The organism is Pseudarthrobacter sp. NBSH8 (assembly GCF_014217545.1).
In the GTDB taxonomy this organism is placed as follows: Bacteria; Actinomycetota; Actinomycetes; order Actinomycetales; family Micrococcaceae; genus Arthrobacter.
This window is the reverse complement of the sequence record NZ_CP043178.1, coordinates 3,754,557-3,771,549: the sequence shown is the minus strand read 5'-3', so window position 1 is coordinate 3,771,549 and position 16,993 is coordinate 3,754,557. Positions and strand designations below refer to the sequence as shown.

14 protein-coding genes are annotated in these 16,993 nt (G+C 64.6%); all 14 read left to right on the top strand.

The window, feature by feature from the left end:
• Nucleotides 1-2 precede the first annotated feature (2 nt).
• On the top strand, nt 3-2,237 hold the full coding sequence (locus tag FYJ92_RS17470) for an efflux RND transporter permease subunit (protein WP_185261829.1): 2,235 nt from the start codon (nt 3-5) through the stop codon (nt 2,235-2,237).
• A 173-nt stretch (nt 2,238-2,410) separates the two neighbouring features.
• Nucleotides 2,411-2,638 (top strand): hypothetical protein, encoded by a 228-nt coding sequence (locus FYJ92_RS17465; RefSeq protein WP_185261828.1) that lies wholly within the window; start codon nt 2,411-2,413, stop codon nt 2,636-2,638.
• A 222-nt stretch (nt 2,639-2,860) separates the two neighbouring features.
• A complete protein-coding gene (dnaK, locus tag FYJ92_RS17460) occupies nt 2,861-4,732 on the top strand; it encodes a molecular chaperone DnaK (RefSeq protein WP_185261827.1) in 1,872 nt (623 codons plus the stop codon).
• A gap of 2 nt (nt 4,733-4,734) precedes the next feature.
• Entirely contained in the window at nt 4,735-5,421 is a 687-nt protein-coding gene (locus FYJ92_RS17455; protein WP_185261826.1) for a nucleotide exchange factor GrpE, read from the top strand.
• 193 nt (nt 5,422-5,614) lie between these two features.
• The gene (locus tag FYJ92_RS17450) at nt 5,615-6,589 is read left to right on the top strand and encodes a DnaJ C-terminal domain-containing protein (protein WP_185261825.1); all 975 of its coding nucleotides are present in this window, start codon (nt 5,615-5,617) and stop codon (nt 6,587-6,589) included.
• Between the two features lie 15 nt (nt 6,590-6,604).
• Entirely contained in the window at nt 6,605-7,030 is a 426-nt protein-coding gene (locus FYJ92_RS17445; protein WP_185261824.1) for a heat shock protein transcriptional repressor HspR, read from the top strand.
• Nucleotides 7,031-7,336: 306 nt separating this feature from the next.
• Entirely contained in the window at nt 7,337-8,602 is a 1,266-nt protein-coding gene (gene urtA, locus FYJ92_RS17440) for an urea ABC transporter substrate-binding protein (RefSeq protein WP_185261823.1), read from the top strand.
• A 34-nt stretch (nt 8,603-8,636) separates the two neighbouring features.
• On the top strand, nt 8,637-9,521 hold the full coding sequence (gene urtB / locus FYJ92_RS17435; protein WP_185261822.1) for an urea ABC transporter permease subunit UrtB: 885 nt from the start codon (nt 8,637-8,639) through the stop codon (nt 9,519-9,521).
• Complete coding sequence (gene urtC / locus FYJ92_RS17430; protein WP_185261821.1) at nt 9,518-10,693, top strand: urea ABC transporter permease subunit UrtC; 1,176 nt, start codon at nt 9,518-9,520, stop codon at nt 10,691-10,693. Before urtB ends, urtC begins: the two co-directional genes overlap by 4 nt.
• Entirely contained in the window at nt 10,690-11,493 is an 804-nt protein-coding gene (gene urtD, locus FYJ92_RS17425; protein ID WP_185261820.1) for an urea ABC transporter ATP-binding protein UrtD, read from the top strand. Before urtC ends, urtD begins: the two co-directional genes overlap by 4 nt.
• Nucleotides 11,493-12,185, top strand: a complete 693-nt coding sequence (gene urtE, locus FYJ92_RS17420) for an urea ABC transporter ATP-binding subunit UrtE (RefSeq protein WP_185261819.1) — start codon at nt 11,493-11,495, stop codon at nt 12,183-12,185. The genes urtD and urtE overlap by 1 nt, the downstream gene beginning before the upstream one ends.
• Before the next feature lie 153 nt (nt 12,186-12,338).
• A complete protein-coding gene (locus FYJ92_RS17415; RefSeq protein ID WP_185263862.1) occupies nt 12,339-12,710 on the top strand; it encodes a hypothetical protein in 372 nt (123 codons plus the stop codon).
• A gap of 158 nt (nt 12,711-12,868) precedes the next feature.
• Nucleotides 12,869-14,782: an FAD-binding monooxygenase gene (locus FYJ92_RS17410; RefSeq protein WP_185261818.1), complete on the top strand. Its 1,914-nt coding sequence runs from the start codon at nt 12,869-12,871 to the stop codon at nt 14,780-14,782.
• 62 nt (nt 14,783-14,844) lie between these two features.
• On the top strand, nt 14,845-16,986 hold the full coding sequence (gene betT / locus FYJ92_RS17405; protein ID WP_185261817.1) for a choline BCCT transporter BetT: 2,142 nt from the start codon (nt 14,845-14,847) through the stop codon (nt 16,984-16,986).
• Nucleotides 16,987-16,993 lie beyond the last annotated feature (7 nt).

Below are 16,993 nucleotides of genomic sequence, written 5' to 3'. Positions count from 1 at the left end.
TCATGAAATCCAGTCCCCAACACAGCGCGAGCGTTCCGTTCTGGCTGCGCTGGCTCCTTCCTGTTTTGTTGGTGCTCACGTGGCTGGCCATCGCCGGGGTGGGCGGACCCACCTTCGGGCGCCTCGACGAGGTCTCCTCCAATGACCAGGCTTCCTTCCTGCCGGCCAGCGCCGAAGCCACCGCCGCGCAGGACTGGCAGGCGAAGTTCCGTGATTCAGACGAAGTGCCGGCCGTTATCGTCATCGAGAACCGCGACGCCATAAGCCCCGCGGAGCTTGGCGAACTGGCATCCCTGAAAACGGGACTGGAGGGCCTCGAATCAGGCAGCGCTGTGATCGGACCCATCCCTTCGGAAGACGGGAAAGCAGTCCAGTTCATCGTTCCGATCGGGTCCACCGGTGAGCTGAAGGAATCCGTCCAGGAGTTGCGGGACTTTTTGGCGGATTCCGCTCCTGAAGGCATGCAGACCTTCGTCACCGGCCCCGCGGGCCTGACCGCAGACCTGGTCAGCGCCTTCGCCGGCATCGACGGCATCCTGCTCCTGGTGGCACTCGGTGCGGTGTTCCTGATCCTGCTCATCGTCTACCGCTCGCTTCTCCTGCCCCTCGCCGTGTTGCTCACCTCGGTCTTTGCGTTGTGCGCCGCCATTCTGCTCGTTTTCGGCATGGCCAAGCTCGGCTGGATCCAGTTGAGCGGCCAGAGCCAGGGCATCCTGTCCATCCTGGTGATCGGCGCGGCCACGGACTATGCGCTGCTGTACGTGGCGAGGTTCCGCGAGGCCCTGACCCACACGCGCAACCGGACCGCAGCCGTGCTAACGGCGTGGAAGGCGTCGTTCGAGCCGATCCTGGCATCCGGCGCCACCGTCATCATTGCCCTGCTCTGCCTGCTGTTCTCGGACCTGAATTCCAACAAGGCGCTGGGCCCTGTTGCGGCCGCCGGCATCCTCTGCTCGCTGTTCGCCGCGCTGACCCTACTGCCCGCTCTGATGGCGCTCCTGGGCCGGGCCGCGTTCTGGCCGTTCCGCCCCAAGCTGGTTCCGGCGGGCGAGCGTGAGCCCGAACTGGTCAGCGGCCTGGAGGGGCAGAAGGGCATCTGGCGGGCCACCGGGTCGCTGGTTTCCCGCCGCCCGCGCACGGTCTGGGTGGCGTCGGTCCTCCTCCTTTTGGTGGCTTCGGCCGGCGTGCTGCAGCTGAAGGCCAACGGCGTGCCGCAGACCGACGTCATCCTCACCGCGTCCAATGCGGTGGACGGCCAGGACGCGCTGGCGCGGCATTTCGACGCCGGCAGCGGCAGCCCCGCCGTCGTCATTGCGGACGAAAGCAAAGCCGATGAAGTGCTGGCAAAGGTCAAAGCGGCCGACGGCGTGGGGGACGCCTACCTCCTGGCTGAAGGCGGGGTGCCGATCATTTCCACCGAACCAGCAGCACCCGGCGCGCCCAGCAGTCCCAGCGCTCCCGACGTCCACGACGGCAAGGTGCTGATCAACGCCACGCTCAACTATGCCGCGGATTCCATTGAGGCGGAGGACTCGGTCAAGGCGCTGCGCCAAGACGTAAAAACGGTCGACGCCGGCGCTTTGGTTGGCGGTGTGACCGCCACGGCCCTGGACACCAACATCACCGCCCAGCGCGACCTGGTGATCATTATCCCCATCGTGCTGGTGGTTATTCTGTTCATCCTGATGCTGCTGCTTCGCTCCGTGGTGGCGCCGGTGCTGTTGGTGCTCTCCGTGGTGTTGTCGTACGGGGCAGCCATGGGCGTCTCGGCTGTGGTCTTCAACAGCCTGCTGGGATTCCCCGGCGCTGACGCCACTGTGCCGTTGTTCGGGTTTGTGTTCCTGGTGGCCCTGGGCGTTGACTACAACATCTTCCTGATGAGCCGGGTGCGGGAGGAATCGTTGAAGCACGGGACCCGGCCGGGCATCCTGCGCGGCCTTGGCGTGACCGGCGGCGTGATCACCTCTGCCGGTGTGGTGCTCGCCGCCACGTTCGCCGCGCTGGGGGTCATCCCCATCATGTTCCTGGTACAGCTTGCCTTCATTGTGGCGTTCGGCGTGCTGCTGGACACTGTGCTGGTGCGCTCGCTCCTGGTCCCCGCGCTGGCTTACGACATCGGCCCGCGCATCTGGTGGCCCGGCAAGCTGGGCAGGCCTGAGCTGGACGCGTCAGAGCTCCGCGACGACGAAGCCCGCCCATCCGAGACGGAGGGCGCCGGCCGCCGTCCGGGCCCGTGATGAACTCTTTGAGCACCACCTCGCCGTCTTCGCGGGGATGGCCGGCCTCGGCGCCTGACGGAAACCCGGAGGGCGCCCCGAAGCCTGCGCCACCCCCTGTTTAGCAGGCCTCCGGCTGAGTAGACTCCAATTGCGCCCGGATGGACGCGGAAACTCAAAGGAGAGATCACGTCATGAGTGAGAACACCGCACCTGAAGAAGACCGCCGCAAGGGCAGCACCGAACCCGGTTTGGAGGGTGAAGGCGGCCAGTATGAGGAAGGTGACTACGGCGAGGCCGGCGTTGTGGGCGGCGCGGAGAACCAGCCCGAGGAAGGCGATTACCCCGAAGGTGACTATGGCGAGGCCGGCTCCGTTGACAGCGCCCGCGAAGTGGAAGTGGACGAGGACAAGAACCCGTAGTGCCGTTCACGCACAGCGAACTACCGCCGGGGAAGCGGAATTTCGGCATAAATGCCCCGGAAATCCGGGGATAGCCCGAAGATGCCGTGACCTAACAATCCAAGGTTGAGCGGACTCCGCTCAACCTTGGATTGACATCGCTTGCGCCCTGAGTAAAGTTGAGTGCAGAACGCTCAACACTCGAGCGCCAGCAAGTTTCCAAGGAAAAGAAGGAAGCAACACATGTCACGTGCAGTAGGTATCGACCTCGGAACCACTAACTCCGTCGTCTCCGTTCTCGAAGGTGGCGAGCCCACCGTAATTGCCAACGCCGAGGGTGGCCGCACCACGCCGTCCGTCGTTGCATTCTCCAAGTCCGGCGAAGTCCTGGTTGGCGAGATCGCCAAGCGCCAGGCCGTCAACAACATTGATCGCACCATCGCTTCCGTCAAGCGCCACATGGGCACTGACTGGTCCGTTGGCATCGATGACAAGAAGTACACCGCGCAGGAAATCTCCGCCCGTGTGCTCATGAAGCTTAAGAACGACGCCGAGTCCTACCTCGGTGAGAAGGTCACCGACGCAGTGATCACCGTTCCGGCCTACTTCAACGACGCCGAGCGCCAGGCCACCAAGGAGGCCGGCGAAATCGCGGGCCTCAACGTCCTGCGCATTGTCAACGAGCCAACCGCGGCTGCGCTGGCTTATGGCCTGGACAAGGGCAAGGAAGACGAGCTCATCCTGGTCTTCGACCTCGGCGGCGGCACGTTCGACGTCTCCCTGCTCGAAGTGGGCAAGGATGAAGACAACTTCTCCACCATCCAGGTCCGCTCCACCGCAGGCGACAACCGCCTCGGCGGCGACGACTGGGACCAGCGCGTTGTGGATTACCTGCTGAACCAGCTCAAGGTCAAGGGCATGGACCTGTCCAAGGACAAGATCGCCCTGCAGCGCCTCCGTGAAGCCGCTGAGCAGGCCAAGAAGGAACTCTCTTCTTCCAGCAGCACCAACGTCTCGCTTCAGTACCTCTCCGTCACCCCCGACGGCCCGGTGCACCTCGACGAGCAGCTGACCCGCGCCAAGTTCCAGGAGCTCACCAAGGACCTGCTGGAGCGCACCAAGAAGCCGTTCCACGACGTCATCAAGGAAGCCGGCATCAAGCTTTCCGAGATCGACCACATCGTCCTCGTTGGCGGATCCACCCGTATGCCCGCTGTGTACGACCTGGTCAAAGAACTGGCCGGCGGCAAGGAGCCTAACAAGGGCGTAAACCCGGATGAAGTTGTGGCCGTTGGCGCAGCACTCCAGGCCGGCGTTCTGAAGGGCGAGCGCAAGGACGTCCTGCTGATCGACGTCACCCCGCTGTCCCTCGGCATCGAAACCAAGGGCGGCGTCATGACGCACCTGATCGAGCGCAACACCGCCATCCCCACCAAGCGGTCCGAGACCTTCACCACGGCTGATGACAACCAGCCGTCCGTGGCCATCCAGGTCTTCCAGGGCGAGCGCGAGTTCACCCGGGACAACAAGCCGCTGGGCACGTTCGAGCTGACCGGCATCGCGCCGGCTCCGCGCGGTGTCCCGCAGGTCGAGGTCACGTTCGACATCGATGCCAACGGCATTGTCCACGTCTCCGCGAAGGACAAGGGCACCGGCAAGGAACAGTCCATGACCATCACCGGCGGCACCGCGCTCTCCAAGGAAGACATTGAGCGCATGGTCAAGGACGCCGAGGAGCACGCAGCCGAGGACAAGGCCCGCCGCGAGGCGACCGACACCCGCAACACCGCCGAGCAGCTCGCGTACTCCGTGGACAAGTTGATCGCCGACAACACCGACAAGCTGCCTGAAGAAGTCAAGACCGAGGTCCAAGCCGACGTCGACGAACTCAAGAAGGCCCTTGAAGGCACCGACGACGCAGCCGTGAAGACCGCGTTCGAGAAGCTCCAGGCTTCCCAGACCAAGCTCGGCGAAGCCATCTACGCCCAGGCCGGTTCGCCGGACGGTGCCACCGGTGCCGCAGGTGCCGAGGGTGCTCCCGCCGGTGGGGATAAGGCTGCTGACGAGGATATCGTCGACGCCGAGATCATCGACGAAGACGAAGCGAAGAAGTAGCCATGCCGCACCACGGTAACGAGGAAGAGCACAACTCTTCACCAGACCAGGGCAGCGGCCACCAGGAGCCGGTCATCCGGGACAACCGCAAGGTTGATCCGGTGACCGGGCAGGCCCGGCACCCGGAGGGCGGGCAGCCCGCTGACGCGCCGGCAGGCGAGTCCCCGGTGGGCGAGCCTGTGGACAGCGACGGCGATGCGCTCGCCCAGGCCGAGGAAATCCTCAACGGCATCGAGGTCCCGGCCGAGGAATCGGTGGCACAGGGTGCAGGACAGGCTGAAGCCGCCGAGATGAAGAACGATCTTCTCCGGCTCCAGGCTGAATACGTCAACTACCGCAAGCGCGTTGAGCGCGACCGGGCCGTGGCAGGGGAGATGGCCGTCATCGGCGTCCTGAACTCCCTGCTTCCGGTACTTGACGACGTCGACGCCGCCCGCCAGCACGGTGACCTGTCCGACGGCCCGTTCGCCGCGATCGCCACCAAATTGGAGAACGCGCTGAAGACGTACGGCCTGGTCCGCATTGATGAGACCGGAGTGGAGTTCGATCCCACGATCCACGAGGCCCTCATCCAGCAGCCTGGCGAAGACATCGAGGTTGACACCGTCAGCCAGGTGCTCCGCTCCGGCTACAAGTCAGGGGACCGCGTGCTCCGCGCAGCACAGGTGATTGTGGCCGTCCCGGCCTGATCCTCACCGATGCGCTACGCCGGATATGGGGCGGTGCCCGTCCCCTGCCGCTCCCAACGCTCGCAAGCTCGCGTCGGGACCCTCGCGGCAGCGGGCCCCCCACGGGTGCCCTCCACACCGCCGCCCCATATCCGGCCTCCGCGCTGGCGGTAATCTCGCCTTAACGCTTTTGTACTTTTGAAAGGAAACGCCATTGGCTAGCCAGGATTGGGTTGACAAGGACTTTTACGCGATCCTTGGTATCGCCAAGGACGCTTCCGACGCCGACATCAAGAAGGCCTACCGGAAACTTGCCCGCCAGCACCACCCGGATACAAACTCGGGGAACGTTGCGTCGGAGAAGAAATTCAAGGACATCTCCGAGGCCTACTCGGTGCTGTCTGATCCGGATGAGCGCCAGCAGTATGACGCCATCCGGGCCATGGGCGGCGGCGCCAGGTTCGCTCCCGGCGGGGCCGGCGGCGGCAACGGCGGCTTCGAGGACATGTTTGGCGGGTTGTTCACCGGCGGCCAAGGGCGTCAGCCCAGCGGGTTCAACCGGTCAGGCGGCATCCCGCCCGAGTTCGCCGATCTGTTTGGCGGCGGTGGATTCGGTGGCCAGCCCGGCTTCCAGCGTCCGCCTTCGAAGGGTGCCGACCGCACAGCGACCACCAGCATTTCCTTCTCCGGGTCCATCCGCGGCACCACCATCGGCCTGCGCGAACCCAGCGGTGACGTCATTGACGTCCGCGTTCCCGCCGGCATCAAGGACGGCCAGAAGGTGCGCGTCCGTGGCAAGGGCCAGCCAGGGCCTGCCGGCAACGGCGACCTGATGGTGGCCGTGTCCGTCAAGCCCCACGAGTTTTACACGCGTGACGGCGACAACCTCCGCATCCATGTCCCGGTCACCTTCCCGGAAGCTGCTTTGGGCGCCGACATCCAGGTCCCCACGATCGACGGCGAGACCGTGAAGGTCCGCGTTCCGGCCGGCACGCCCTCGGGGCGAACGCTCCGGGTCAAAGGCCACGGCGTGAAGACCTCCAAGGTAACCGGCGATCTCCTGGTGACCATCGACGTCGCGGTTCCGAAGAACCTGAACAAGGAAGCCGAAGCAGCCGTGAAGGCCTTTGCCGAAGCCACCGCCGACGCCGATGTCCGTGAGGGCCTGGCCGCCAAGGCCCGGCTCTAAGCAACGGAGCAGACCGTGGACATCAGCGCTGACCAGCCGATCTTCGTGATCTCCGTCGCGGCTGAACTGGCGGATATGCACCCGCAGACGCTCCGGCAGTACGACCGGCTGGGCATTGTCTCGCCCAGCCGGGCGCCGGGGAAATCGCGCCGCTACTCGCAGCGGGACGTCAACATGCTGCGTGAAGTCCAGCGGCTGTCCCACGAAGGCGTCTCCCTTGAAGGCATCAAACGGATCCTTGAGCTCGAGAACCAGGTGGCCGCGCTGCAGCGCAGGGTGGGCGAGCTGACCGAGGAGCTGGTCCGCCGTCGGGATCCCCTTGATTCGCGGATCTTCGCGGCCGGTGCCGCCGGCGACGTGGTGAGCCTGGCCCGCGGCCAGCGCCCCCGCGCCCGATCCCAGGCCGTGGTGGTCTGGCGGCCGAGAGCGCTCGGCGAATAGCCGCAGGTCAGGGCCGGTCATTCGTGTCCGGGCCGGATTGTGTCCGGCTGCCGGGCCAAAGTTACGCCGCGGCAGGTTTCCCGCAGGTTAATTCTCCCAAGGCCCGCCGTCCCGCGGTTTTTTCCCGCACGATTGTGGTGCACCTCAACTTCAGGCCGGGATAGCGAGAGCCCCGAAACGGTTCCGAAACCAACCAAGCAGGCGCCGAAACAATTCGCTTCTACGTTCATCGCAAGGGGTCACTTCTGACGGACCTCGGAGGCGAGCCGCTGCCCAGCGCAGCGGCGGAGTGAGAAGCAGGTACACATGAGGTTTTTGATCACCAAACGCGCTTTCCTTCCTCTGGCGGCGGCCGCCATGGCCACAGTCCTAACGGGTTGCGGCAGCCAGATAGCCGATCCGGCGTCCGCCGGCTCCGCCGCGAGCAGCGGCACGTCCTGTGTTGACACTTCGGGCAGCAGCGTCAAAGTGGGGTTCATCAACTCGCTCTCAGGCACCATGGCAATCAGCGAGAGCACCGTCTTCGACTCTCTGACCCTGGCCGCCGAGGAAATCAATGGTTCCGGCGGTGTTCTGGGCAAAAAGCTTGAGGTCATCAGTGAGGACGGCGCCAGCGAACCGACCAAGTTCGCGGAGCGTGCCGGGAAACTGATCCAGCAGGACTGCACCGCCGCGGTGTTCGGCGGCTGGACATCATCAAGCCGCAAGGCGATGCTCCCCGTGTTTGAGGCCAACGACGCGCTGCTGTTCTACCCGGTGCAGTACGAAGGCCTGGAATCGTCCAAGAACATCTTCTACACCGGGGCCACCACCAACCAGCAGATCATTCCAGCCCTGGACTACCTGGCCGAGCAGGGAACCAAGTCCCTCTTCCTGGTGGGCAGTGACTATGTCTTCCCGCGTACAGCCAACAAGATCATCCAGGCCTACGCGGCAGCCAAGGGGATCGAAGTCCTCGGGGAAGAGTACGCCCCGTTGGGATCCACGGAATTCTCCACCATCGTCAACAAGGTCCGGGACTCCAAAGCCGATGCGGTTTTCAATACCCTCAACGGCGACAGCAACGTTGCCTTCTTCCGTCAGTACAAGAGCGTTGGCCTGACGGCGGACAGCATGCCTGTGGTCTCCGTTTCCATCGCCGAGGAGGAAGTCCCCGGCGTCGGACTGGACAACGTCCAAGGCCAGCTGACTGCCTGGGATTACTACCAAACGCTGGACACGCCGGCCAACACGAAGTTCGTGGCAGCGTTCAAGGCGAAGTTCGGCGCGGAGCGGGTCACGAGCGACCCCATGGAAGCTGCGTACACGTCGCTGTTCCTGTGGAAAGCCATGGTGGAGAAGGCAGCTTCATTTGACGTGGACAAGGTGCAGGCCGCCGCGGACGGTGTGACCTTCGAAGCGCCCGAAGGCCTGGTCACGGTCAACGGGGAGAACAACCACATCACCAAGACCCCCCGAATTGGCAAGATCAATTCAGCGGGCCTGATCGAGACAGTGTGGTCATCGCCCGCCGCCGTTGAGCCGGATCCGTACCTGGCCACCTACGACTGGGCCACGGGCCTGGCCAAGTAGCGGCCGCGCAAACATCGACGAAAGGCCTGCTGGAATGGAACTCCTGATAGGGCAGATGTTCGCCGGACTCAGCCTCGGCTCCGTGCTGCTTCTGGCGGCACTGGGACTGTCGTTGACCTTCGGCCAGATGGGGGTCATCAACATGGCCCATGGTGAGTTCATGATGGCCGGTGCCTACACGGCCTTTGTGGTCCAGCAGGCCATCTCCGACGCCGGCGTATCACTGTTGGTGTCCATTCCCGCGGGCTTTTTGGTGGGAGGTGTCCTGGGGCTGGTGCTCGAGGAGGTGCTGTTGCGCCGGATGTACCACAGGCCTCTGGACACCCTCCTGGTCACTTTCGGAGTGGCACTCATCCTGCAGCAGGCCGCACGCGACATTTTCGGCGCACCCAGCGTCGATGTCCGGACGCCGGCGTGGCTGCAGGGGAATATCGAGCTCCTCGGCGCTCCGATCCCGCTCACCCGGCTCTTCATCCTGGGGCTCTCCCTGCTGTGCCTCGCCGGGCTGGTCCTCCTCCTGAAGGCCACGCCGCTCGGGCGCCGTATACGGGCTGTTGTGCTGAACCGGGACCTCGCGGAAACGAGCGGGGTGTCAACCCGGCGCAGCGACCAGCTGACCTTCTTCATTGGTTCGGGCCTGGCCGGCATCGCCGGCGTCGCGGTCACCCTCATTGGTTCAACAAGCCCGTACCTCGGCACCAACTACATAGTGGATGCCTTCCTGGTGGTGGTGGCCGGCGGCATCGGCCAGATCAAGGGGGCAGTCATCGCGGCCTTTGCCTTGGGAGTGCTGCAGTCCGCCTTCGAATACTCGACGACGGCCAGCATCGGCAAGGTCCTGATCCTGATCGTGATTGTGGTGTTCCTCCAGCTTCGGCCGCAGGGCATCTTCAGCCTCAAAACAAGGAGCCTGGCATGAAAAGACTGTTGCGCGGGCGGCTGGGACCCGCGGCCGGATTCACCCTTGGCGCAGTCCTGCTCCTGGGCGTTGCACCCGCGGTACTTCCGGCGTTCAACCTGGGCCTGTTGGGGAAGTTCCTCTGCTTTGCGATCGTGGCAGTCGGCATCGGCCTTGCCTGGGGTCGCGGCGGCATGCTCACCCTGGGCCAGGGCGTGTTTTTCGGGCTTGGCGCCTACATCATGGCCATGCACATGAAACTGGCCGACGCGTCGCTCTTCGGCGGCTCCGGGGTGCCGGACTTTATGTCCCTGTACGGCAGTGGCGAGGTGCCCGGCTGGTGGGAACCGTTCCGGAGCCCGGCGGTGACACTCCTGGCCGTGGTCCTGGTTCCCGGACTGGTGGCACTCGTCCTGGGTTTGGCGATCTTCAAGCGGCGCGTCAAAGGTGCCTATTTCGCAATTCTCAGCCAGGCCCTGGCGGCCGCCTTCGCCGTGTTCCTGATTGGCCAGCAGGCAACAACCGGCGGGTCCAACGGACTCAACGGGTTCCGCTCCTTCTTCGGTTTTGACCTGAAGGACCCGAACAACAAGCTCATGTTGTACATGATCGCTGCGGTGGTCCTGCTGGTGTCGGTCGCCATTGCCCGGCAGCTGATGCACAGCCGGTTCGGCGAGCTGCTGGTGGCGGTTCGGGACCAGGAGGAGCGCGTCCGTTTCCTGGGCTACGATCCGGCGACCGTCAAAACCGTTATCTACGTGGTTGCCGCCGTCCTGGCGGGCGTTGCAGGGGCGCTGTTCGTCCCGCTCGTTGGGATCATCTCACCTGCAGACGTGGGCGTGATCCCGTCCATCGCCTTCCTTATCGGCGTCGCAATCGGCGGCCGCGCCACCCTCTTGGGGCCCGTCCTCGGCGCTGTCAGCGTCGCCGCCGCCCAGTCCAGCCTGTCCTCCACTTTCCCGTCGTTCTGGGTGTACTTCCAGGGACTGCTGTTTGTCCTGGTCATAGGGTTTATGCCGGGCGGCCTTGCCTCTTTGCCGTCACTGCTGGGCAGATGGCGCAGAACTCTGCCCGCAGCGTCAACGCCCGGAGCGCCATGGACCGCAGCTTCAACGCCTGCAGCGACCAGTACCAACGCGCCCGGCCCCAACGTCGAAGTCAAAGCCAGCAAGCCTGAGGCGGTCAGCAGATGACAACACCCACACTGCTCCCTGACGGGGAACCACAAGCCGGGGGATGGCGCCGCGGCCGGCCAAAATACCTTGAAGTCCGTAATCTCTCGGTTTCCTTTGATGGATTCCTCGCCGTGGACAACGTCAACCTTGATGTGATCCAGGGCGACCTGCGGTTCCTGATCGGCCCCAATGGTGCCGGGAAAACGACGGTAATCGATGCCATCACAGGCCTGGTGCCGGCTACGGGGTCCGTGAACCATACCGGCACGGAGGTCCTCGGCCGCAAAGTGCACCAGATTGCCCGGCTGGGTGTGGGGCGCACCTTCCAGACCGCAAGCGTGTTTGAGAACCTCTCCGTGCTCCAGAACCTCGACATCGCCGCAGGCTCCGGCCGGAGCCCGCTCCAGATGCTGCGCCGGCGGAAATCCGTGGAGCCGGCCGTGGAGGAGGCGTTGGAGATCATCGGCCTGCAGGGCGCGGCGGACAAAATGGCGGGCATCCTCGCCCACGGGCAAAAACAGTGGCTGGAGATCGGTATGCTCCTGGTTCAGAATTCAGACGTACTCCTGCTGGACGAGCCAATCGCCGGGATGAGCCAGGATGAGCGCGGGGAAACCGGCGAACTGCTGCGCCGCATCGCGGCCAACCGGATCACGCTGGTGATTGAGCACGACATGGACTTCGTCCGGGAGTTCGCCACGTCGGTTTCTGTCCTTGCTGCGGGCAAGGTTCTCAGCGAGGGCAGCGTAGCGCAGGTGCAGGCAGACAAAAAGGTGCAGGACGTTTATCTGGGGACCTCGGGAACGGAAGGCCACTGATGCTCGAAATCGAAAATCTGCAGACCGGCTACGGCCGTACCCAGGTGCTGTCCGGGGTGAGCGTCAGCGTCCAGGAGGGAGCCGTCGTCTCCGTCCTGGGGCACAACGGCGCCGGCAAAACGACACTGCTCCGCGCCGTCGTCGGGCTCCTCAAACCCATGGCAGGACGAATCTCCCTGGACGGGGAGGATATCTCGGGCCTCCGCCCACACCAGCGCGTAGCGCGTGGAATGGCCTATGTACCGCAGGGCCAGCAGTCATTCGGGCAGCTGTCCGTTATGGAGAATCTGCAGCTCATCGCGGACGGACGCAGGAACGGGGCTGAACGCGTGGCCGAGGCCCTCGACATGTTTCCCGCGCTCCGGCCGCTGCTGGCACGTCGGGCCGGGCTCCTCTCGGGTGGCCAGCGGCAGCAATTGGCCATCGCCCGGGCGTTGATCACTGACCCGCGCCTCCTGATACTCGACGAACCCACCGAAGGTATCCAGCCAAACATTGTGGCCGAGATCGAAGCGACCATCGTCAAGCTGTCCCAGCGCGACGGCATGAGCATCCTCCTGGTGGAGCAGCACATCGGTTTTGCCCTCCATGCTGCGGACAGCTACTACGTCCTGTCGGCCGGACGGGTCTCCTCCGCAGGAGCCGGCGGCGCCGCATCGGCCGCCAACGTGCGGCAGGCGATGCTCATCTGAGGCAGCAACAACGCTCGCCTGATGCCCGAAAAGCGAGTACTCACTACTCGTGACCCGACAACCCCCACTTGCTTGACTGGAACTTCAGCTTCGGTCTCACAAGCGCAGGTTCGAGCCTCTGGGGGTTTTCGCGTGTTTGGTTCTTCAGTCGTTATGTTCGCAGGGTCCAGTGTTGGGCTGGTACTGCTTGCCATCGGTCAGACCGTCGTGGTGGTGTGCGTGTGCTTTGACATGGTGCGGGCGCTGTCCGTGCCGAGGTCGCACCGGCGCTATGTGGCCAGCACGGTCTTCCGGACGCTGGCCGTTCCGTCCATCATCTCCGCCGGCATGAGCGTGCTGATCGACGCGCTGGCCTGGTCCTGGATGGATGTTGGCATGTCGATGTTCGTGATGGTGGCGATCATCTTCCGCCTGCACCACGACAAGGACGAGGACAACTGGTGGAAGGGCAAGGGCAAGAAACTCGCCCGCTGGGCCCGCCGCCAGTTCAGCCCCGGAATGTCGGCAGCGCCGGCGATGTGTTAGCGGCACCGGAGGTCCCCGGCTCGCGGTCGCAGGGGCAGGTTGTGGCTTGGATCACGGCCGCGTAGAATTCCACTTCAGGGCAGTATTCATATTTAGAATATCGAGTTCTATTATCGAACTCGAGATCTGCCAGCCACACAACGAAGTGAGGAAAGCCCGTGCAGTTCCACCACCACGGTTACGTATCCGGTGACCCGCGGGTCCAGTCAGCATCCGGCGTCGGTCTGGACCGGCCTGCCGAACTTCCCGACGAAGTGGACGTGCTCATCGTGGGCACGGGCCCCGCAGGCATGCTCACTGCGGCCCAGCTTTCCCGGTTCCCCGGCGTCACCACGCGCATCGTGGAGCGCCGCCCCGGGCGGCTTGTCATCGGCCAGGCGGACGGAATCCAGGCCCGCAGCGTCGAGACCTTCCAGGCGTTCGGTTTCGCGGAGCGCATCATCGCCGAGGCGTACCGCATCACCGAAATGGCGTTCTGGAAACCGGACCCCGCCGACCATTCCCGGATCGCCCGCGCGGCCCGCACGCCGGACGACCCTACGGGCATCAGCGAGTTCCCGCACCTGATCGTCAACCAGGCCCGTGTGCTGGACTACTTCGCCGAATACATGGCCAACGCGCCAGCGCGGATGTCGCCCGACTACGGCTATGAATTCGTCAGCCTCGAAATTGGCGACGGCGACTACCCTGTCACGGTGAGGCTCGTCCACAGTTCAGGCCCTGAGGAGGGCCAGGTGCGGGTGGTCCGCGCCAGGTACGTCGTAGGCGCGGACGGCGCCCGCAGCAAGGTGCGCGAATCGATCGGCTGCACCATGTCCGGTGACCAGGCCCATCACGCGTGGGGAGTTATGGACATCCTCGCCGTCACCGACTTCCCCGACATCCGCACAAAATGCGCCATCCAGTCCGGTGCGGGCGGCAGCATCCTGCTGATCCCACGCGAAGGCGGCCACCTCTTCCGCATGTACGTTGACCTCGGCGAGGTCGTGCCGGAGGACCACGGGGCGGTGCGCAGCACCACCATCGAGCAGATCATCGGCCACGCGAACACCATCCTGCACCCGTACACCCTGGACGTCCGCAACGTCGCCTGGCACAGCGTGTATGAGGTCGCCCACCGCCTCACGGACAGGTTCGACGACGTCCTGCCGGACCAGCGCGGGACGCGCACACCCCGCGTGTTCATCACCGGCGATGCGTGCCACACGCACAGCGCCAAGGCCGGCCAGGGCATGAATGTCTCCCTGCAGGACGGTTTCAACCTCGGCTGGAAGCTCGGACATGTGCTCGAAGGCCGCAGCCCGGCAAGCCTGCTGGCCACCTACTCGGCGGAGCGCCAGGTGGTGGCCAAGAACCTGATCGACTTCGACAAAGAGTGGTCCACCATGATGGCGAAGAAGCCCGAGGAGTTTGCGAACCCCTCCGAGCTTGAGGACTTCTACGTCAGCACGGCCGAGTTCCCCGCGGGCTTTATGACCCAGTACACGCCGTCGATGGTCACCGCAGAACCGGTGCACCAGCACCTGGCCGCCGGCTTCCCCATCGGCAAACGGTTCAAGTCCGCGCCAGTGGTGCGGGTATGCGACGGCAACCCGATGCATCTCGGCCACCACGCCACGGCGGACGGCCGGTGGCGCATCTACGTCTTCGCCGACCCGGCAGCACCCGCTGCGGCGACGTCATCCGTCATCGACTTTGCCGGGTGGATCGCGAACTCGCCCGAATCGCCGCTGGCCGCGACGCCGTCGGGCGCTGACCGGGACGCGTGGTTCGACGTGAAGGTCATCTACCAGCAGGACCACACAAACCTTGATATCGGTGCTGTCCCGGCGGTGTTCAAGCCGTCAGTCGGGCCGTTCCAGCTGACGGACTACGAGAAGGTCTACGCCACCGATCCCGCAGCTGACATCTTCGAGCTCCGCGGCCTGGACCGCGGCGGCGTGGTTGTGGTGGTGCGGCCTGACCAGTACGTGGCCAACGTCCTGCCGTTGGGCGCGACGGCGGAATTCGCCGCGTTTTTCGCCCCGCTCCTCCCGCGCCGTGAGAACGGGGAGCCGTCCCAGGAGGCATGACCGGCGGGGCATCGATCCCGATTCGCTGACTCGATTCGGACCGTAGACTAGCATGGGATTTCATGGCCGAACAAGGAGACGCGCGTCACACCCAGGACGGGTCACCGAAGAAGCTGATCCCGCGCACCCAACTCGGCGGCACGGACCGGCGGCACAACGGCCCCGACTTCCAAAACCGCCCTCCCGTCTCCAGCCACGAACTGAGCGAGGCGCCCGCCGAACTCATTCAGGACCGCGGGCCCAGGGTCAACTGGCGCGTCTTCATCATCGCCTCAGCCATCATCATCGCCTTCTCTATCTGGGCGATGCTCACGCCGACGGGTGCGGCCGGCACCATGAAGACGGTGGTGGCCTGGGTCGCGGAGAGCCTCGGCTGGTTTTACGTCCTCACCGTCACAGTGGTGATCGGGTTTGTGCTGTGGGTGGCACTGTCCAAGGAAGGCTCGGTCCGGCTCGGTCCGGACCACTCCCGCCCGCAGTACAAGCTTTTCACGTGGGTGGCCATGCTGTTCGCGGCCGGAGTGGGCATCGACATGCTTTTCTTCTCGGTGACCGGGCCCATTAGCCAGTACATGAACCCGCCTGCGGGCCAGGGACAGACGCCGGCGGCGGCCCAGGACGCCGTGGTGTGGACCATGTTCCACTATGGCGTGGCCGGCTGGGCCATGTATGCGCTCCTCGGTATGGCCATGGGGTACTTCGCTTACCGCTGGGGCATGCCGCTGTCCATCAGGGCGGCCCTGTATCCGTTGCTGGGCAAGCGGGTCCGGGGCGGGATCGGCGACGCGATCGACATCGTCACCCTCGTCGGCACTGTCTTCGGCGTGGCCACGTCCATGGGGATCGGCGTGGTGTTGCTGAATGTCGGTTTCGCCTTGTTGTTCGGCCTGGAGCAAGGCCTGGCCCTGCAGATCGCGTTGGTGATTGTTGCCGTCGTCCTGACGATCGCGGCGTGCACGTCGGGGGTTGACAAAGGGATCCGCTGGATTTCCGAGTTGAATATCTGGAGCTCCGCGGCCATGCTGCTTTACATCCTGGTGACCGGCCAGACCTCCTTCCTGCTCAACTCGTTGGTGGAGAACATCGGCCGGTTTATCTTCACCCTGCCCGACCGCACCCTGCAGACCTTTGCGTACGAGGAGGGCGGCTCGGAGTGGATGGCTGGCTGGACGTTGTTCTTCTGGGCGTTCTGGCTTGCCTGGGGGCCGTTTGTGGGCCTGTTCCTGGCCCGTATCTCACGCGGGCGGACGCTGCGGGAGTTCGTCATCGCAGCCATCACCGCCCCGGTGCTGTGTGACTTCCTGATCGTGAGCATCTTCGGCAACAGCGCCATGCACGAGGTCCTCAGCGGGAATACCGAGTTCGCTCAGCTGGCCATCGACAGCCCGGAACAGGGCTGGTATGCGCTGTTGGGTATGTTCCCCGGCGCCGGTTTCCTGATCGGGTTGGGGACGTTGTCCGGCGTACTGTTCTATCTCACCAGCGCCAACTCCGGCGCCATGGTGATGTCCAATTTCTCCTCCACCATCCCGGATCCTTCGCAGGATGGGGCCAAATGGCTGCGCATCTTCTGGGCAGCGCTCACGGCGGTGCTGACCATCGCGATGCTGGTGGCTGGCGGCGTGACCACCATGGAGTACGCGACGCTGATCTTCGCCCTGCCGGTGACGATCATCGCCTGGCTGGTGATGGCTTCCTTCTCCAAGGCACTGCGGATGGAGCGGGCAGAGCGTGAGGGCCAGGTGCTACGCAGGCAGGCAATGGCGGTGCACGGAGGCCACGTGCGGGACCGCACCTGGCGCCAGCGGCTGGCAGGGATACGGTCCTACCCGTCGAAGAAAGAGGTGGCTCTGTTTATGGAAGGCACCGCACAACCGGCCCTGGCGGAACTGGTTGGGGAATTCATTGCTCAGGGACACCACGCCACCTTGGACATCGTCGCGAACGAACACCCCGGCATCTCCAGCTACGCGCTTTTGGTCACCATCCCGGACCACCGCGACTTCCTGTATCAGGTCCAGGCCGTGGAAGCCCCGGTGCCTATATTCGGCGGGCGCATGTCCCGTGAAACCGACGTCTACTATCGCGTGGAAGTCTTCGCCCAGACTGGCTCCGAGGGCTACGACCTGATGGGCGTAACTCACCAGCAAATGATCGACGACGTCCTGGACCGTTATGAGGCCCACCTGGGCTTCCTGACCTAATCGAACC